Genomic DNA, 19417 nt, shown 5'->3' with positions numbered 1-19417 from the left:
TGATACAGGTCTGCTTTTTACTATATGGTTGCATGTTGACTATTCAGCTTACTTGAGTTGAATATTTTTTTATGTAGGTTGTATTGTAACTGTTCAATAGTAAATCCAATTCTTGACTGTATTGAATGGCTTGAGGTGACGATAGTCCATTTTTGGCAACTATATCAATTAATTGAGCACGCTTTTTTTCAATACGTTCCAGAAGCTCTTGTTTAGACACGGCTGTTTCCTTTCTTTTGTATTTCCTTACATAAGGAATACAAAACTAGTAATAACTGTAACTTTTTATTAGTATAACGAAAAAGGGATAAATTTTCAAAGCTAAAATATATATTTAAAGACGTTGAAATATGATTGGAAAGAGGTGAATCTTTTTGTAATTAAATGGTCACAAATCGTTCACAGAATAGATTCTCATAGTACGAGCGATTGTTTGATAGAATAGAGATATATTATTAAATACAGGAGTTGTAATTATGGCTGACATCAATTTATTTCTGGCTTTCGGTGCGGGGTTTTTAAGTTTTATTTCTCCATGCTGCCTGCCTTTATATCCGGCTTTCCTATCTTATATTACAGGGATGAGTGTCAGTGAACTGAAAGCGGACAATGCCATGCTGCAAAGAAGGAGCCTTTTACATACTATTTTCTTTCTTGTAGGCTTTTCTGTCATCTTCATCGCGATAGGTTTCGGTACATCGTTAATCGGGGAATTCTTTCTTGACTATAAAGATTTGATCCGCCAGCTCGGTGCAATTTTTATTGTTGTGTTCGGATTGGTTGTCATAGGTGTATTTACACCTGAAATGTTGATGAAAGAACGCAAGATCGAATTTAAGAACAAACCTTCGGGATTTATTGGTTCCACATTGATCGGGATGGCATTTGCAGCAGGGTGGACACCTTGTACCGGTCCCATCCTTGCCTCGGTCCTTGCACTTGCAGCAACAAACCCGGGGTCAGGGGTATTGTATATGACGGCATATGTGCTTGGATTTGCAATTCCGTTTCTCCTTCTTTCTTTCTTCATCGGGAGAATGCAGTGGATCAGAAGAAACAGTGCAAAAATCGTCAAGATCGGCGGCTATATCATGATCGCAGTCGGGATCATGCTTTTCTTTGATTGGATGACTGTCATTCTATCCTATTTCACTTCTATTTTCGGGGGCTTCAAAGGATTTTAAGAATTATTCTGTTGAGTATTTTAATTGGAACATTCTTATGATTAATGATATAGTAAGGACATAAATAGGACTATAGTATGATAAAATGGATGCAGCGAAAGCTTTTACGAGGAGGAACACCTGTGGCAACAATACTTGTAGTGGATGATGCAAAGTTTATGAGAATGACACTTGGTAATATGCTGACATCCAGCGGACACACTGTAGTAGGGGAAGCGGAAAATGGAGTAGAAGCTGTGGAAATGTATGAGGCACTAAAGCCAGACCTGGTAACGATGGATATTACGATGCCGGAGATGGACGGGATAGAAGCAGTGAAGAAAATCCTGACTAAGTACCCGAAAGCCAAAATCATCATGTGCTCTGCCATGGGGCAGCAAAGAATCGTAGTAGAAGCGATTGAAAGCGGCGCTAAGGATTTTATCGTAAAACCCTTTGATGAGGTAAGGGTAGTAGACGCAATAAAAAGAGTTTTAGGTACTTAAATGGGGAGGGAGGTTGTGTTTTAACCTCTCTTTTTTGTTGTCCAGCTCATAGCCCATCGAGGCGTTTCTGTATGCCCGACTTCACGGGACTACCCTCAAACACTTATCGGGGCTGAACAAGTCGATTGCGCTTTTCTTTGTTGTTTTCGTTTTCATCCGAAATAAGCTATAATATAAAAGTAAATAAGTAGAGAGTTAAAGGATGATCGTTTATGATGATTGCTTCATCCATTGCGGCAATATGTATGGGATTTCTTGTTTTGTTTATTCGAATGAAGGCACAGAAAAAGCCGGTAAGCGGTAAAAAGATTATTTTACCCCCGCTTTTTATGAGTACAGGCGCTTTAATGTTTGTTTTTCCTTTTTTTCGCGTGACGCTTCCGGAACTTTTAGAAGCACTCACTGTGGGAATGTTGTTTTCCATTCTATTGATAAAAACATCTAAATTTGAAATACGGGATAATGATATTTATTTAAAGCGATCCAAAGCATTTGCGTTTATACTAATTGGTCTTCTTATTATCCGGATTGTCGCCAAATCGATCTTGAGCACCACAATCGATTATGGTGCACTTAGCGGGATGTTCTGGATTCTCGCATTTGGAATGATCGTACCTTGGCGGATAGCCATGTATATTCAGTATCGAAAAATTTATCAGGAGAATCGCGACCTTACTACAAATTCCATATGAATGAGTCTAAAAAAACGGGACAAAATGATTTCATTTTGTCCCGTTTTCTTTCGGTTGAAATTGAATGCCTTATAAACTTTTTTGATAGTAAAAAGCTTGTTACGTTTTTCTTACAATCCCAAAAAGTATGAGTAATGTATTTACTTCAGGGGAAGAGGGAGAGAAACATACATATAAAAGGGGTTTTCACGTTGTTCACTTTGCATGATATATGGACGTTTTTTTTGGCGTTTTTCTTAACACTACCGCTTGTGACAATTGTACATGAAGCAGGTCATGTATTAGTGGCGAGAATATTTGGAGCAAAGATAAAATTTGCAATCGGGACAGGAAAAAAATTATTTAATATAGGACCTCTTGAAGTCAATAGGATGTATTTCATGGAAGGATGGTGTCAATACACTGAATTAAAATACAATAAAGTGTGGTCGCATGTGCTGATCTATTTATCCGGCAGCCTATTTAACCTTGTTGTCATTTTAATGATTAATTTTCTCATCTATCAAGGTGTTTTTCCAGTTCACATCTTTTTCTATCAATTTGTTTACTTCTCAGTGTATTTCATCTTTTTTTCCCTCTTCCCTTATCGCAACGGAAACGGAAAACCAAGCGATGGACAAGCCATCTACGACGTCATCAAATACGGAAAAGCTGCAGACCCTATAGATTAAAACAAAAGCGGAGGCGGCTCGTTCAGAGGCGACAAGCATAAGACGAGCCTGCCTGGAAGGCGTTCTTTGCCTTCTTGGCAGGATTGCCTTATGACCTCGAGCCTCTAGCCGCTGGAGCTGGATGAGACAAAAGCGGAGGCGGCTCGTTCAGATTCAAAAATAAACCTATAGATAACAATTATTGTGATAAAAAGCTAACAAAAAAAGGTAAACGATAGGAATCGCTTACCTTTTTTTGTTAGCTTTCTTCCATTTTCTATAAAGGAAAATAGCCGCCACTGTAAAAATAATATATAGAACAATTGGAATCACGAGAATAGACCCCATATTTTTCATTCCTTTTCAATAGTTTAAAATAAGTGTTCATAAGGAGATACGTCAATCTTCATATCATCGAGTTTTTTTCGGAGGAATTTATGATCACGTTTCGGAGTGGCCATGATGTAACCTCTGATCACCAGTTCCTGTGAAATGGCAGGAGCTTTCTCCCTGATAGCCAATTCCCCGATTTTCCCTGCGATTTTATGTTTCGCTACATCTCTGAATAACTCAGGAACGGGAGTAACTAATTCATTCAACATTTTCTTTTCTTGATCATCCCACAAGTGAATCGTTTTATTTACATAATATTCTTCCCAGTCCATGTCGGATTTTCCATCTTCTTTAGGGAATCTTTTTAAAAATTTTCGAAACATAAAGAAGCCGCCGATGGCAAAGGAAGCCATTAGGAAAACCACCCAAAAAAGGATAAAGTATAAAAACCATCCGTCAAGCTGCATGCTTTCACCTCATTTTTCTAAGCGCTTTCGTCGAAAACTGATAGAATTCACCTATTCTATTTCTGGCAGTGGTAGAAAAAAATCCAGAACTTTTCTATTGAATCAGTTCATAATGAATAAGTACAGTATCTCAATAAAAGCGTATGTATCGTCTTTCATTATAGACAACGTAAATGGATGTGACAAGAATATCATCATAAATCTAAAAGATACCTATACTGTTCTTAATAAGAAATGATATACTAATAAATAACAAATATCGTGAAAATTCTTTCTTTTTCGATAGTCATCTATTTTTAGCTGGTTTTGGAAGGAAGGGGAAGTCAAATGTCAAAGTATAAAGGCAGAATCTTGTTTGTTTTAGCAGGAGCTCTATTAATTATTATTTGGGATTTCATTTACTATTTTGTACTTCGCTATTCCATCAATTTGCAAGTTGATTTGCTTTTTGGGACGCTCATTTTGTTTATCGGATATTACGCTGGTAAAAATTACGATGATAGCCATGAAACCGTCTCAGCACTTAGTAAAAGTGAAGAGAAAATTAAAAGGTTAAACGAAGAACTGCAGCTCGTCCTGCAAAATATTTCAGAAGTGGTGTTTCACACAAATTCAAAAGGAGAATTTCAATTTCTGAATCAATCCTGGGAAGACTTCACGGGGTACAGCCTGAAAGAAAGTTTACATAAAAATGCACTCCACTTTATTTCACTTCATGAACGGCATGAATTCCTGCGTGTTCTGAGAAGAAGCATCAGTGAGAAAAAAGAAAAAGCGAAACTGGATTTTTCATTTCAGATGAGGAATGGACAGTTTCGATGGGGAGAAGTAAATATCAAGCTGAATTATAATGAAAAGGGTGAACTTGCCGGTACAGTCGGAACGATATCTGATATAACCGAGAGAATACATAATGAAGAAGAGTTACTGGAAATGAATGAAACCCTCGCCATTGAATCCCAGAAACTTTCAGTTGCAGGACAACTAGCAGCGGGCATTGCACATGAAGTGAGAAATCCTCTTACGTCCATAAATGGTTTTCTGCAGCTTTTAAGGGATGATGCAGATGAAAAGACGAAGGAATATCTCGAAATCGTATTTTCTGAAATTAAGAGAATCGAGCTGGTACTAAGTGAGTTATTGATCCTGGCTAAACCTCAATCCGTTACATATAAACGCATTAATATAGTTGAAACACTCGATCATGTCGCAAAGCTGCTCAATACCAACGCAATCCTTTACAATATTGAAATACAAACCGCTTTTCAGCAGCAGGAATTATACATAAAAGGAGACGAAAATCAGCTGAAACAGGTTTTTATCAACCTCGTAAAAAACGCCATTGAGGCAATGCCCCATGGAGGCGAAATTATGATCCAAGCTGGGTTATCTGAATACAATAAAGTGGAACTTATCTTTAAAGACGAAGGGATTGGCATGAAAAAACAAGTCCTCGATAAACTGGGAGAACCGTTCTTTACGACTAAAACCAAGGGCACTGGTCTTGGGCTGACGATCTGTTTGCGTATCTTAAGGGATCATTCAGCGGATATAAACGTTCAAAGTGAACAGGGTGAAGGAACGACATTTTCAATACGATTCGAAGCTGTCCAGCAGCAAGAAAGGAAAAAGAGGGAACAAGTACAGAATGTTTGAATGGTCAAGAAGTTTTAGGGGATGATCCTGAAGCTTCTTTTTTTGTAGGAGATAAAATTTGCAGGAGGTATAGAAGGATGGGAAGTATGGCGGGACTGCCTGGGAATCGAACCCAGCGGAGACGGCACGCGCCTCCCAAGAGGTTTTGAAGACCTAGGCAAGCACCAGCTCTACAATCAGCCCCGGGTTTTTACTCTAAATCAGTTATATCACTTTCCGGGTTTCTGTTCAACGAATATACCCATATTACAGCAGCACAGCTCTATGTAAATGGGTTTTCTATTAAGATGAACACACATTATTAATTAGCTGTTTATTTCAACTATTTGTAAAATTAGAACTTTGGTGAAAGTAGAAACTATTTCTTTACCAACTCTTCATGCCCGTGATAAGATACATGTTGCCGGCTAATAATTGGAAGAAGAAAGCGATTACTTTTGTTCGCTTTACCTCCCGCACAATTCATGCTAGAGAGACAGAAAGGGGTAATGAACTATGAAAAAATTATGGTTCTTAGGTTTAGGTTTATCTTTATTCTTGGTTGGTTGTTCTGATGCTGGTTCCGAAGAAGGACAAAAAGAGGAATCTGCAGAAACAAGTGAGGAAAGTACAGACGCAGCTGGAGAATTAATGGATTTTTATCTCAATTTAACTACTACAGTAAATGGTACAGATATTGACTTGAATGGCTACGAGGCAGCAGTTGGCGGGGAAACACCTCCGACTGGCGATGAACTTGCAAAGTTAGAAGAGGCAGCTGCAGTTTCTGCTGAAGAATCTGCTAAAGCTGTTGAAAATACAGAAATCCCATCAGGACTTGATGACTATAAAAAAGACATAGAAGAGTTTAAAGCAACATTGGCAGAGTCTTATACGATGAAAGCCGAGGCTCTGAAAAAAGAGGGAGAAGCAGATCTTACAGCAGCTGACGAAAAGATGATCGAAGCTGAAAATCAGATTAAAGGGATCCTTGAAAAAGCTGGATTAGTAAGCTCCAGCTTAGTGAACGACTTAAACGGCTAATATGCATGCAGCATATAGAAATTAAAAAAACGAATCCTTCAATTCAAGGGTTCGTTTTTTCTTGTTTATCAGGGTGTCCTAAAACGATTGATACTCCTATATAAGAAATGAAAGGAGGTAAAGTTCATGGAGTCGATTATTCCTTTTATTTCTGAGGTTGGATTTCCGATTGTGGTTACGATGTATCTGCTTTATCGTATAGAAACGAAGCTTGATGCAGTTGTGACATCCATTCAGACTCTTCCACAAAGAATGAAAGAATAGGTAAGGGAGGCCCATGGCCTCTCTTTTCCTGCTAGTGGAAAAATATAGTACATTGTAATATAATTAGAACAGATGTTCTTATTTGGCAACAATTCCTTTTCCGGGAGTTTTCAGAGTTTGATATAATTCAAGATAGAAATACAGGTAAAGAGAGGAGTAAGAAAGTTGAAATTTATCCATACGGCTGATTGGCATTTAGGGAAATTGGTTCATGGTATTTACATGACCGAAGAGCAGAGATACATATTAGAGCAGTTCATTAAGTTGGTAGAGGAAGAAAAGCCTGATGCAGTCGTGATTGCAGGTGACTTATACGACCGTTCCGTACCTCCGACTGAAGCGGTGGAATTATTGGATGAGGTTCTTTACAGAATCAATGTCGAATTAAATACCCCAATTGTCGCTGTTTCAGGTAATCATGACAGTGCAGAACGGCTATCGTTTGGCTCATCATGGTACAAGCATAGCCACTTTTACTTAAAGGGGAAACTTACAGCCGATTTTACACCGGTTAAAGTAGGCGGGGTGAATTTTCACTGCGTTCCTTATGCAGAACCTTTAACGGTGCGTCTACTGCTTCAAGATGATTCGATTCATTCCCATCACGATGCCATGAAAGCTATTGTAAACAGGATTGAAGAGGAAATGAATCCTGAGGAGACCCATGTTTTCGTGGGACATGCTTTTGTCCTCGGCGGTAAAACGACGGATTCAGAAAGAACCCTGTCTGTAGGCGGATCAGGATGTGTTGGCAGCGACTTGTTCGAGCCGTTTCATTATACGGCATTGGGGCATCTGCACAGCCCTGATGCAATTAAACATGATAAGATTCGCTATTCAGGCTCGCTCCTAAAATATTCATTCTCGGAATCAAGTCAACGGAAATCAGTGACGATTGTCGAGATGAAAGAGAACGGTTCGTTTGAACTCAGAGAACGTATTCTCCGTCCCAAGCAGGACATGAGAGAGCTGCAAGGACACTTGGAAGAACTGATTGATCCCGATTTCTATCAATCTCAAAAAGTGGATGATTATTTAAAAGTCACCCTGCATGATGAAGGAACCCTGATTGACCCGATTAACAAGCTGCGCCAGGTTTACCCGAATGTATTGCATCTTGAACGTAAACTGGAATTGACGGATGCAAAAAAGAAAAACAGTTTCAAAGTGATAGAGGATAAAAAGAAGTCAGAACTGGAATTGTTTAAAGAATTTTATTCGGACATGACGACGGGGGACTTTTCTCAATCAAAGGAAGATGTTTTAGAAAAGGTCATCCAAAAAGCCAGGCAGGAGGTGTTTGAAGGATGAAACCTCTTAAATTGACATTGCAGGCATTCGGACCATATGCCGAGAGGGAAGAAATTGATTTCCGTCAGTTGGACAACCGTACGATGTTTGTCATTTCAGGTAAAACAGGATCGGGTAAGACGACTATTTTTGACGGGATCTCCTATGCGATTTATGGCAAGGCAAGTGGTGAGGATCGCACGCCGACTGAAATGAGAAGTCAATTTGCCAAAGATCAAGATGTGACTGAAGTGGAGCTTCTATTCAGTTTAAGGGGGAAGACGTATCGGATCTGGAGGTCCCCCCAGCAGGATAAAAAGAAAGCTAGAGGAAACGGATTTACGACAATCAATGCCAGAGCGGAATTATTCTCATATGATATAGACGGCACAGAACAGCTGCTTGCTGCGAATGTCAGGGATGTTGATGAAAAGGTAAAATCACTTATTCAGTTGGACGCCAATCAGTTCCGTCAGATTCTCATGATTCCACAAGGGGAGTTTCGTAAACTATTAACCTCTGATAGTAAAGATAAAGAAGTCATCCTTCAGAGATTGTTCCATACTCAACTTTATAAAGTAATTCAGGAAGGATTGAAGGCAGAAGCCGATGACTTAAGAAAGACGGTTGGAGCTTCTGTTGAAACACGCACAAGGGAATTACTGAAGATATATGCTGATGACAATGAAGAATTAAATGACTTATTGCTGGAAGAACCTATAAATGACAGCAAGATACTAGGGATCCTGCCTGATCATATTGAAAAAATGGAGCAGCAGCTTGCCGAAGTGCAAAATACGTATCAAACGATCCAAAATAAAAGAGATAACATCAATAAGCAGCTTGTAGAAGCAAATACCCTTTTACAGCAATTTGAACTGCAGGGAAAATTAGCAGATGAATTGAGCAGTCTGGAGCAGAAAAAGACTGAGATGGAAAATATTACTCAAGAAATCACTCTTGCTCACAAAGCATCCAGGTTAATGAAACAGGATGAATACTGCCATAAACTGAATCAAATTCTTAAAGGTCTGAAGCATGAACTTGAGCAGTTGGCAAAAGAGAAAGAAATAGTATCCGGGAAACTTGAGTCGGCAAAGAAACAATATAAAGAAGAAGCCGGTAAGGAATCAGTCAGAGATGATCTGGTTAAAAAGATCAATCACCTGGAAAGTATCCAAAAAGATGTTTATTCGCTCGATTCCTTACAATCGGAATTGAATGAGCTGCAGGAGAAAAGTACAAAACAGCAGCAACAGATCAATAAAAAATCTGAACTGATCACTCAATTAAGAAATGGAATAAAGGAAAGAGAAGGTCGTCTTGAGAAACTTGAAGACAGCCAAAGCATATTGTATCAATATGAAAAATCGCTTCAGGAAAAAGAGTCTTTAGTAGAATCACTTAAGGAAATCGAAACGTTATCTTCACGTCTTGCTGAATTTAAAACAAAATATAGAAGATTGAATGAGGAGAACAGCAACATTGGTGATCGGGTAAAAGATGCGTCTGATTCTGTCGCTTATCTCGAAAGTGCATGGCGTTCGGCACAATCTGCCATCCTGGCCCGTGATCTCAAGGAAGAATCACCTTGCCCTGTATGCGGGTCGCTTCATCACCCAACTCTCGCCAGGGGCGAACATCATTTGCCTTCAGAAGAAGACATGAATAGTGCGAAGGTAACACTTCAATCTCTTCAATCAGAAGAAAAACAAATAAGTCTTGCCCTAGCCCAGGAAGAAACGAAAATTCAGGGCACCGAAGAGCAAATTCATTTACTCATCAAAAGGGCAGGGAAAAATGAAGACAACCTTACATTTGAGAATTACATGGAAGTCACCGAAGAAATCCACTCTGAAGTGCGAAGCCTTAAAATGAAAATTCAAGAAAAGAAAAAAGAAGTGGAGCATCTGAAGGAGATGAGGGAACAAGTTAAGAAGGGGAGAGAGAAACTTGCCGAACTTGAAGAAGCCAGTAAGGTTCAAGAGGGAAAGCAGCGAGAGCTGCAGATGACTTTCTTAACAAAGAATACGGCTTTAGAGAAGGTCAAAGAGTCGATTCCTTCAGAACTGAATTCAAGAAAAGACTATGATTCTGTGTTAAAAAAGACGAAAGATACGCTTGGAAAAATGAGGGTTGATTTTGAAAAAGCTCAATCACATTTTTTTGCATGTGAAAACGAGTATAGTGTCAAAGACTCTCAAATAAATGATAAAAAGGCTCAGGTTGAGAAGGCCGATGCTGACATGAAACAGGAGAGGGAAGCTTTTCTTTCTCTATTGGCAGAGGAAGGTTTTCCACACTATAGGGCCTTTCAAGAAGCAAAAAGGTCGGACGAAGAGATTGCTGCACTTGAAGGTAAGGTAAGGAAATATGGTGAAGATTTACGTTCTGTCACTGATCGTCTATCTGATGTCAGCAAGCATCTTGAAAATAAGGAAAAGCCCGAAATTCACGTAATTGAAGATTTGTTGAAATCTGTTTCTGAAGAAATGAAGTGTATCAACGAAGAACTTAACCAAATGATTTCACATACGCAGGAAAATAAAAATATCCATTCGAGGGTTGTTGAGATCAATGATGACATTAAAGAGATGGAGGAGGCTTATCAAACGGTCGGACATCTTGCAGACATTGCGCGGGGACAAAATGCAAACCGTCTAACATTCGAGAGGTATGTATTAGCATCATTCCTTGAAGATATTCTAGGCGTCGCAAATGAACGATTAATCAAGATGACAGCGGGCAGGTATAATCTGATTCGGAAGGCAGACCGAAGTAAAGGGAATATACAAAGCGGGCTGGAGCTCCTTGTTTTTGATCAATACACCGGGCAGGAGAGACATGTCAAGACCTTATCAGGCGGCGAAAGTTTTAAAGCGTCCCTGGCATTGGCGCTTGGGCTTGCGGATGTTGTCCAGCAATATGCAGGAGGAGTATCCCTTGAAACAATGTTCATCGATGAAGGGTTTGGTACCCTGGATCCTGAATCTCTTGATCATGCAATCGAAGCCTTGATGGACATTCAAAGCAGCGGGAGACTGGTTGGGTTAATTTCTCATGTACCTGAATTGAAAGAGAGGATCGATGCACGACTGGAGGTCATATCTTCTCAAAATGGAAGCAGAACACAATTCCAGTTCATGGTTTAGCATATTATAGATGAGCGTTATGTCTTATTAAAAAAAGTCAGGGGGATGCCCTGACTTTTTTGTTTTTTAGCAGGTTAGATTCGGTGGTCAGAGGAAATAAATAGAGATACATTATACTTGAGGAGTTATGAAATGAAGAATTTACAGCCAGTCCTGATTCCCAGGCAACTGACATTACTACTAATCCTTTCTACAGGACTCTTAAACCACGTGATGATCATCCCGAGTATTTTACATGCTTCCGGCAGGGAAGGCTGGATAAGTGCGATCATCTCCTATCCAGTCTTAATAATAGCTACATTTTTGATCTACTACATAATAAAAAATTCTCCGCCGGAAGGTTTCTTTCACCTCTTGAGAACCAAATGGAACAAAGCATTCGTTTGGCTATTTGGGCTGCCAATCTGTTTATTTTTGCTAGCAAGCGCATATATCACGTTCGTTGATTTAATAATATGGTTAAAGGCATATTTTTTAGCTGATGTTCCCAAACTATTGATTGTCACCATTATGATATTTTCTTGTTTTTTGATTACATGGTCGGGAGTGAAATATATGGCCATCGCGAGCGGTTTTTTATTACCGCTGGTCATGATTTTTGGGTTTTTCATTGCCTTCACCAACACAAATATGAAAGATCCCAGTCTGCTTTTTCCTATTCTCAGCGATGGCTTTTATCCTGTTTATAAAGGCGTGATTTATGTACTGAGTGGATTATTGGAAATATATATAATCATTTTACTTCAGCCTTTCAGTAAAGGGAAAATAAAATTGCATCATCTCATTATTTTAGGACTTATTTTTCTTGGATTGATCATGGGACCTTTAACTGCCTCTATCATGGAGTTCGGACATGTGGAAGCTTCGAAAATGAGGTATCCAGCTTATGAACAGTGGAGGATATTAGGTATTGGGGAGTTTATCACTCATCTTGACTTTTTTGCACTTTATCAATGGTTATGCGGTGCCCTCATCAGAATCGGGTTGTTTATATTTTTGGTGAGCTTTTTGATTACAAATTCCAAGAACAATTACAGAATGAAACTGAGAGTTATAGTGCCACTGTATGTTGTATTCATGATATTACTGCTGGTCGATATTGATGCGTTCTTTTTTTATCATTTTTTATATGAATTTTTCTTTCCATTCACCGTTGTATTTTTTCTGTTTCAGATCATAGTAAGTGCTTTGATTGTGAAAATCTTCTCCTTCACCGGCTCAAAATAAGGAGATGGGGTATGGGGCAACAATCCTTATGAAATGAGCCTTATAAAATATGCTTCAGACACAAAAAGGATGTTGTTTTATATGAAATATGAATATAAGCATACAGGTAAAACGATTACAGCAATAGAAAAGATAGATGACTTAAAATCCTTTTTTTGTAATAGTCAGGATTTGCTTTTTAAAGAACATCAATTTGAACAGGGAAAGGTAACAATGGTGTTTTTTGAGAGCCTCATCGACACCCAATACCTTGATAAATTCATTTTGCCCAGGCTGGATCTATTTACAGAAAAATCAGTTCTTCAAAAGCTGCAGGCATATTTTCAAATAGATAATCTGTCGGATCGGAATCGAGAACAATTGTCAACATCGTTATTTTCAGGCAATGTGCTCTTTTTAGTAGAGGATGTAATATTTGGTATTCAGGCCGGGAATCTTCCAAAGAGGGATCCGGAAGAATCTGCACTGGAAACATCAATCAGAGGACCGAAAGACGGGTTTGTAGAGGATTTAAATACGAATATCTCTTTAGTGAGGAGAAGACTCTATTCACCATCATTATGTGTAGAGAAATATACCCTGGGCAGCAGAAGTAATACAAAAGTTGCGGTCTTATATTTGGATGATGTACTTGATAAGAGGGTGCTGATTGAACTTCATAAAAGGCTGGAAAACATTGAAATTGATGTCTTAATCTCTAATGAAGAACTGGAGTCCCTTATTTCTGATTCTCCTTATTCGATATTTCCAGATTTTGATTATACCGGAAGACCTGATTTTATCGTGGAGAGTTTAAACCAGGGCAGATTTGCCATTATGGTAGATGGATGTCCGACTGTGTCGTTTGCACCTGTCAATTTGCTTTTACAAACAAAATCACCTGAAGATGCAAGCATTAATTATTTTTACGTCTCGATTGAAAGAATAATTAGGATGAGCGGGGTAATTATATCTGGGTTTCTACCGGGTATTTGGGTCGCTCTTTCTGCTTATAACATTGAACAGATCCCATATTTGCTTGTCGCTACGATTTCAATGTCGAGATTCGGCTTGCCGCTTTCTGCCCCTGTTGAAATGTTCATTGTGCTGTTTTTATTTGAATTTTTTAATGAAGCAGGCATACGCCTGCCACGAGCCATCGGACAGACTGTTTCGGTGCTTGGCGGCCTCATTGTCGGGGATGCTGCCATTCGGGCGGGATTAACTTCCCCTACCATGCTCGTTGTAGGTGCCATAACGTATATCTCATCTTTTACACTCGTAAATCAATCTTTAAAGAATGGGATTACAATTTTAAGATTCATCGTCTTACTGTTAAGCACATTTTTAGGATTATTTGGTGTGGTGTTATCATTTGTAATCACCATTCTTTATTTAGCAACAAAATCTTCATTCGGTGTACCATACCTCGGTAGTATCGCCCCAATAAGTATAACGGAATCACTTCGTGCATTTATCAAGTTACCACTTAAATTTTATAAGGAGCGTACGAAATCGACCAGTCCGTCAGACTCTACAAGAAAGGGGAATGAAAAATCGTGACCTATAGCACAATCAAGATCTGTATCATTTTTTCATTACTTTTTTTGTCAGGCTGTTCGGGAATCAAAAATATTCAGGACTTGACATATATTGTGACGATCGGTATGGACTATGATCCTGATGATGATGAGTACACAGTTTATCTGCAAGGCTTGAACTTTATTAATGTGGCTAAACAAGAAACCAGACCTACGGAAACAGTACCGACATTGGTTGGTACGGCAACTGGTAAAACGATGAATCTGGCTGTAAAAAAGTTGTACAGGCTTTCCAGGCCGCCTTTATTCTTTGGGCATACAAAAGCGCTCGTGTTATCAAAAAATGTGATGGAATATAAATTCAAGGAAGTACTGGAGGAAGTAGGGAGAAACCGCTCGTTGAGACCCAACCTTTTACTATTCACGACCGATCAAAATATAAAGGAAATCATGCAAACCAAAGGCTTATTTGGTTATCCACCTGTTTATACGGTTTTGTTGACTGAAGAACATATTGAAGCCAGTCTGGATGATATAGGTCCAGTCAGCTTGATGTCTTTCTTAAGAAGTTATTATGAGCCGATGGGATCTGCAACCATTCCTATACTGACAATCAATCATGATGCATGGGAAACGGATGCCCCAAACCCTTCACTTCTGCTAAATGGTTTCAGCTTGTTTCAGAATTCTTCATACAAAGGAACTCTTCCATCCAAGGAGTCAATATTGGTTGACTGGCTCCTCCATAAAAGGAACCAAATAGACTATGGTCTTTATATGGAAGATGAATTAAACGCTACGTTTAAATTAACCTCACAAAAACCGAAAGTGAAATACAGCAAGGGCTCCTCTAAACCCGCCTTCACTCTTGATGTGAATGTAGAAGCGGAGCTCTTGGAAAAGGTAAAGGATGCTCCTTATGAGAAGGTGAAAAGCTCATTGGAGGATTCAATCAAAAAGGAAATTCAATCTGTATATAATATCGGGATTGAAAAGAAGGTGGATTTACTGAATGTCGGGGAGAAATACTACAGGTTCAAGTCTGGTCAATACAAGGAACTCAAGGAAGGGGATTCATTTTATCTTAGTAAAGATTCTTTAGAAAAGATCAATGTTAACGTGAGTATTTCCCATTATAACGCTTACCGGTTTGAAAAAGACATTAGATAATCCCATGTCATGTAATTATTTTTTCGCAGTTGATAGGCAAATTTTTCTTCACTCTTACTTCAATACGAAAAACCGTATTAGATCATGAATGTTTTTCTTGTCATCCATATAGTAATATTGAAATTACCTGACTTTTCTATTTTCACTTTAAAATTCCAATCGGATTTATTATGATAAAGACACCAAGACTTAAGCAAAGCGGGTGATATCCATGAAAATAAGTATCTACATTTTACTATTATTAATTTCAGCTGCAGTCGCAATCGGATGGAGCTGGAAGAGGCTATTGGATTTCAATAGTTACAAAAAGCCTTTCTTAGAAGGGGTTGCGCTTCAATTTTTCTTCCTGCTTTTAGCCTCCATATGGTGGCTGTTAACTGAGGATTTTTCAAAGGGAATCATGGGTGTATTTTATTATCTTATAGCATTCCTGATCATCATGGTGATCCATGGGTATATACTTCACTATCTATTCTCGAAAAAGAAGTTGAAAGAAGAAGCAGAATGAAGTCTATCGGTATCGATGCAGGAGGAACACTCACTAAGGTTGTGTATGAAGAGAATGGAAGATTTCATTATAAATCGTATAACAGTAATGATTTACTTTCTGTGATAAAATGGCTGGAATTCACTGCACCTCATGCGGTATTGTTTGTAACTGGAGGCAAGGCCGGGAAAATCAAATCACTGCGTCCAGATTGTACTGTGTACCCTGAGTTTAAAGCAGTTGAAGAAGGGACAAGACGGCTTCTAAAAGACAAAAAACAAAAGTTAGACCGATTTATTCTAGTGAACATCGGAACAGGGACCTCTTTTTTTAAAGTCGACCATAGTGATTTCACTCGTGTACTTGGAAGCGGCATAGGCGGAGGGATGTTCATGGGACTTGGTGCCAACTTGACAGGTGTGAAGGAGTTTACTGAATTGGTGGAGTTATCTGCAAACGGCCGGCGGGAATCTGTAGACTTGATGGTGAACGAGATTTATGAAGGTCAGGAGACACCTGTTCCTGAATATTTGACAGCTGCTAATTTTGCCAAATACCCAGATGGTAAGACCGGTAAAGAGGATGTATTGCGATCATTGACCAATATGATGGCTGAAACGATCGTTTTACTGGCGCATCAGCTTTCACTGACACATAATACAAAATCAATTGTGTTTATCGGCAGTACCCTCAGTGGAAACACACCTCTAAAAGAAGATTTGTCACAATTCAAGATGCTGCTTGATTTTCATCCCATCTTTATTGAAAATGGAGCTTTTTCAGGCAGTCTAGGGGCATTGAGCCTTGGGTTGAACGATCAGGGTGAAGTCACAGAATAGTCATGGAAATCCAAGAGAAGCTCATTGTCTTTTCCTTATCTTTCTACTAACATAGAATGAGAATAGTAGTGAAAGCGGAGGAGATTGAAGTGTCTAAATTGAAAACACTGACAGTAGTGATGACTCTTGTCGGTATTCTCCTTGCGGGTTGCAGCAATAGTGACTTCCAAGCAGAAACGAATTATGAAATATCAGACTTCACTTATACCAACCAAAACAATGAAAAAGTGAGTTTGAAGGATTTAGAGGGAAAAGTGTGGATTGCAGATTTTATCTTTACGAACTGTGAAACTGTCTGTCCCCCGATGACGTTCAACCTGACCAAGCTTCAAGAAGAGCTTAAGAAAGAAGGGGTAGAGGATTACAAGATTGTGTCCTTCAGTGTAGACCCTGAAAATGATAAGCCACAGGTCTTAAAAGACTATCTTTCAAATTATGAAGCAGATACAAGCAAGTGGGAATTATTGACCGGTTATCAATTTGATGAAATCAAAGAATTTGCGGAACATTCGTTCAAAACGATCGTTGCGAAAGATCCCAATTCCGATCAAGTCATCCATCAAACGAGCTTTTTCCTGGTCAATCAAGAAGGTGTGGTAGTTAAGAATTACAGCGGTAACAGCGATGTTCCTTACGATGAAATCACGGCAGACATGAAGACACTAATTAAAGAAGGTTCAAATTAATATTGGAAATCGAGAATGGTCGAGATGAATCAAGCTTCAGGAAAATCCAAAACAGCTTGATTCTCTTGGCTATTTTTTATTCTAAATTAGGAATATGGTAAAGTTAGAATAGTAATTCAATTATTTAAGTAGGTGAAAAAAATTCGAAAAACAAAAGGAATCTTTATCTTTGATTGTGTAATCACCGTTGTCATACTGATTTGGACAATAAAGTCTTTCTCAGAAGGGGAAAACGTGAAAGCCATGCTGTTCATAGCATGTTTTGCCTTGATGACGGGAGTATTGTTTACACACTATAAACGAAGGAACTCGTAGCGGAAGCAGGTGAGAAGGATGCATAAACGGTTTTATACGGTCGGTATGGCCGGCCATATTGATCATGGTAAGACTACGCTTACTAAAGCGCTCACCAATATCGACACTGATCGGCTAAAAGAGGAAAAGGAAAGGCAGATTTCAATAGAACTCGGATTTGCCCCTCTATACCAAGAAGAGGACATTCAGATTTCCATCATTGATGTACCTGGGCATGAGCGTTTTATCAGAAAAATGATTGCTGGAGTAGGGGGGATAGATCTTGTTGTACTGGTTGTAGCGGCAGACGAAGGGATAATGCCGCAAACCCGTGAGCATGTGGATATCCTTTCTCTCCTTGGTATCTCACATGGTATTGTGGCACTTACAAAACTTTCAAATGTGGATGCTGACTTGAGAGAGCTTGCAAAAGAGGAAGTAGTTGAAGAACTTAAAGGTTCACCTTTTGAAAACGCACCATTAATGATGGTTGATAGTGTATCAGGGGAAGGTACCCAAGAATTAAAGGAATTAATCATACGTTATATAGAAGATATACCGGTCAGGAGTGCAGAAGGCGAATTCCGTTTGCCGATCGATCAAGTTTTTACCTTGAAAGGGCAAGGCACGATTGTAAGGGGTACAATATACGAGGGGACGATCTCGACAGGAACAGACGTTACCATTCTTCCACAAGGGATTCAAGCGAAAGCAAGACAAATCCAAGTCCATGGATTGAATACCAGGCAAGGATTTGCAGGACAACGGACAGCCATCAATTTAGCAGGGGTTAATTATCAACATGTGGAGCGCGGGAACGCATTGGTTTCCACTTCCAACTTTTCTGTAACGGACACGGTCGATGTTTCACTGGACATCCTTGGTGGAATCGAGCACGCTCTTAAACAGCGAATGGAAGTCAAGGTGCATACAGGAACTTCAGAGGTAATGGGTAAACTTATATTCTTCGACCGCAATAGCGTAGAACAAAAAGAAGAATCCATCCTTTGTCAGATTCGATTAAACGATAAGATCGTTGTAAAACGCGGTGATCGATTAATTATAAGGAGACCAACACCTGTAGAAACTTTAGGCGGAGGGTGGATCATTAATCCAAACGGAGGAAGATACAGGTTCGGCAGCGAGACGATTTCAAAGCTGCAATCGTTAAAGGAAGGGACACCGGAAGATAGAATCCTAAAGCTTCTTCAAAAGAATAAGAGCCTGTCCAAAGAATGCATTCTTAAAGAAGCATCCGTCAGCCTGAACGAACTTAACGAAATGTTGAAGCAGCAAGAGTGGATAGAGTTACGCTCAAACAGTATAACCCACAGCAGTATTGTTGAGGGCTGTAAAAAGATGATTATGAATGTTCTTCGTTCTTATCATGAAAGTCATTCCCTCGAAAAAGGAATCAACAAGGGGGAAATGGAGCCCTTGCTTCATCCTTTTACTGATATTGTCATTCAGTATAGTATCGACAGGTTACTACAACAGAAAGAAATATCAAAGGAGAACGGAGTCCTTCGTATGGAGGAGTTTGCACCGAGCCTTCCTCCTCAATGGGAAAAAAGATGTTTGCAGCTTCTTCATTCGATGGGGCGAGATGGGCTGAATGTAAAAACGATGGAAGACTATTTTCAAGAGGCTGGTATACATGAATCATTAAGGCAAAACTTCTATCATTTCTTTGTACAGGAGAAGTGGATCGTAGCGTTGGATGGTAAATACGCTTATACTCATGAAAACTACGTGCAAGCAATCGAACTGTTGATGAACCATACGGACCACACTTTTAACATAGCACAAGCGAAAAAGGCCCTGGGCTTATCGCGAAAATACATGATTCCTTTTTTAGAAAGACTGGATAAAGAAGGATATACAGTCAGAATTAAAGAAGAGAGGAAATGGATTTTTTAAGAAGAATAACAGGGATATGTTTTCTTTCCGGGAATTGTGGTATAAATGTACTCATACAATTGTATATCTTAGTATACG

At 39.1% G+C, this 19417-nt stretch carries 18 protein-coding genes and 1 tRNA gene; 16 read left to right on the top strand and 3 right to left on the bottom strand.

What is annotated here, in order from left to right; translation table 11 throughout:
- Nucleotides 1-43 precede the first annotated feature (43 nt).
- On the bottom strand, nucleotides 44-220 hold the full coding sequence (locus tag ACXAFV_RS17260; protein ID WP_475128293.1) for a Spo0E family sporulation regulatory protein-aspartic acid phosphatase: 177 nt from the start codon (nucleotides 218-220) through the stop codon (nucleotides 44-46).
- Between the two features lie 256 nt (nucleotides 221-476).
- Here ACXAFV_RS17260 and ACXAFV_RS17255 point away from each other — a divergent pair, with 256 nt between their 5' ends.
- The 4 genes from ACXAFV_RS17255 (at nucleotide 477) to ACXAFV_RS17240 (ending at nucleotide 3032) form a co-directional block, all read left to right on the top strand.
- Nucleotides 477-1184, top strand: coding sequence for a cytochrome c biogenesis CcdA family protein (locus ACXAFV_RS17255; protein WP_475128292.1), 708 nt, complete (start codon nucleotides 477-479; stop codon nucleotides 1182-1184).
- 122 nt (nucleotides 1185-1306) lie between these two features.
- On the top strand, nucleotides 1307-1669 hold the full coding sequence (locus ACXAFV_RS17250; RefSeq protein ID WP_475128291.1) for a response regulator: 363 nt from the start codon (nucleotides 1307-1309) through the stop codon (nucleotides 1667-1669).
- A gap of 212 nt (nucleotides 1670-1881) precedes the next feature.
- A complete protein-coding gene (locus tag ACXAFV_RS17245; RefSeq protein ID WP_475128289.1) occupies nucleotides 1882-2361 on the top strand; it encodes a CcdC family protein in 480 nt (159 codons plus the stop codon).
- Nucleotides 2362-2552: 191 nt separating this feature from the next.
- Nucleotides 2553-3032: a site-2 protease family protein gene (locus tag ACXAFV_RS17240; RefSeq protein WP_475128288.1), complete on the top strand. Its 480-nt coding sequence runs from the start codon at nucleotides 2553-2555 to the stop codon at nucleotides 3030-3032.
- 350 nt (nucleotides 3033-3382) lie between these two features.
- Here ACXAFV_RS17240 and ACXAFV_RS17235 read toward each other — a convergent pair whose 3' ends face one another.
- Entirely contained in the window at nucleotides 3383-3811 is a 429-nt protein-coding gene (locus ACXAFV_RS17235; RefSeq protein ID WP_475128287.1) for a DUF2621 domain-containing protein, read from the bottom strand.
- A 327-nt stretch (nucleotides 3812-4138) separates the two neighbouring features.
- On the opposite strand from ACXAFV_RS17235, the gene ACXAFV_RS17230 reads away from it, so the two are divergent.
- The gene (locus tag ACXAFV_RS17230; RefSeq protein WP_475128286.1) at nucleotides 4139-5467 is read left to right on the top strand and encodes an ATP-binding protein; all 1329 of its coding nucleotides are present in this window, start codon (nucleotides 4139-4141) and stop codon (nucleotides 5465-5467) included.
- Between the two features lie 87 nt (nucleotides 5468-5554).
- Here the strand turns inward: ACXAFV_RS17230 and ACXAFV_RS17225 are convergent.
- A tRNA-Sec gene (locus ACXAFV_RS17225) sits at nucleotides 5555-5651 on the bottom strand.
- Nucleotides 5652-5962: 311 nt separating this feature from the next.
- Here ACXAFV_RS17225 and ACXAFV_RS17220 point away from each other — a divergent pair.
- The 11 genes from ACXAFV_RS17220 (at nucleotide 5963) to selB (ending at nucleotide 19339) form a co-directional block, all read left to right on the top strand.
- Nucleotides 5963-6490 carry a hypothetical protein gene (locus tag ACXAFV_RS17220; protein ID WP_475128285.1) on the top strand — a complete coding sequence of 176 codons (528 nt, stop codon included), beginning with the start codon at nucleotides 5963-5965 and terminating at the stop codon, nucleotides 6488-6490.
- A 126-nt stretch (nucleotides 6491-6616) separates the two neighbouring features.
- The gene (locus ACXAFV_RS17215) at nucleotides 6617-6754 is read left to right on the top strand and encodes a YvrJ family protein (protein ID WP_334217614.1); all 138 of its coding nucleotides are present in this window, start codon (nucleotides 6617-6619) and stop codon (nucleotides 6752-6754) included.
- A gap of 165 nt (nucleotides 6755-6919) precedes the next feature.
- On the top strand, nucleotides 6920-8065 hold the full coding sequence (locus tag ACXAFV_RS17210) for an exonuclease SbcCD subunit D (protein WP_475128284.1): 1146 nt from the start codon (nucleotides 6920-6922) through the stop codon (nucleotides 8063-8065).
- The gene (locus ACXAFV_RS17205; RefSeq protein WP_475128282.1) at nucleotides 8062-11196 is read left to right on the top strand and encodes an AAA family ATPase; all 3135 of its coding nucleotides are present in this window, start codon (nucleotides 8062-8064) and stop codon (nucleotides 11194-11196) included. Before ACXAFV_RS17210 ends, ACXAFV_RS17205 begins: the two co-directional genes overlap by 4 nt.
- Nucleotides 11197-11328: 132 nt before the next feature.
- On the top strand, nucleotides 11329-12423 hold the full coding sequence (locus ACXAFV_RS17200; RefSeq protein WP_475128281.1) for an endospore germination permease: 1095 nt from the start codon (nucleotides 11329-11331) through the stop codon (nucleotides 12421-12423).
- 81 nt (nucleotides 12424-12504) lie between these two features.
- Nucleotides 12505-13965 (top strand): spore germination protein, encoded by a 1461-nt coding sequence (locus tag ACXAFV_RS17195; RefSeq protein WP_475128279.1) that lies wholly within the window; start codon nucleotides 12505-12507, stop codon nucleotides 13963-13965.
- On the top strand, nucleotides 13962-15113 hold the full coding sequence (locus ACXAFV_RS17190) for a Ger(x)C family spore germination protein (RefSeq protein ID WP_475128278.1): 1152 nt from the start codon (nucleotides 13962-13964) through the stop codon (nucleotides 15111-15113). The genes ACXAFV_RS17195 and ACXAFV_RS17190 overlap by 4 nt, the downstream gene beginning before the upstream one ends.
- Before the next feature lie 211 nt (nucleotides 15114-15324).
- Nucleotides 15325-15621: a hypothetical protein gene (locus ACXAFV_RS17185; protein WP_475128276.1), complete on the top strand. Its 297-nt coding sequence runs from the start codon at nucleotides 15325-15327 to the stop codon at nucleotides 15619-15621.
- Nucleotides 15618-16439, top strand: coding sequence for a type II pantothenate kinase (gene coaW / locus ACXAFV_RS17180; protein ID WP_475128274.1), 822 nt, complete (start codon nucleotides 15618-15620; stop codon nucleotides 16437-16439). Before ACXAFV_RS17185 ends, coaW begins: the two co-directional genes overlap by 4 nt.
- 89 nt (nucleotides 16440-16528) lie before the next feature.
- A complete protein-coding gene (locus ACXAFV_RS17175) occupies nucleotides 16529-17125 on the top strand; it encodes an SCO family protein (protein WP_475128272.1) in 597 nt (198 codons plus the stop codon).
- Between the two features lie 333 nt (nucleotides 17126-17458).
- The gene (selB, locus tag ACXAFV_RS17170) at nucleotides 17459-19339 is read left to right on the top strand and encodes a selenocysteine-specific translation elongation factor (RefSeq protein WP_475128271.1); all 1881 of its coding nucleotides are present in this window, start codon (nucleotides 17459-17461) and stop codon (nucleotides 19337-19339) included.
- Nucleotides 19340-19417 lie beyond the last annotated feature (78 nt).

The sequence above is a fragment of the Rossellomorea sp. ABR4_012 genome (genome assembly GCF_056159545.1).
This window is presented reverse-complemented; position numbering and strand designations above follow the sequence as displayed.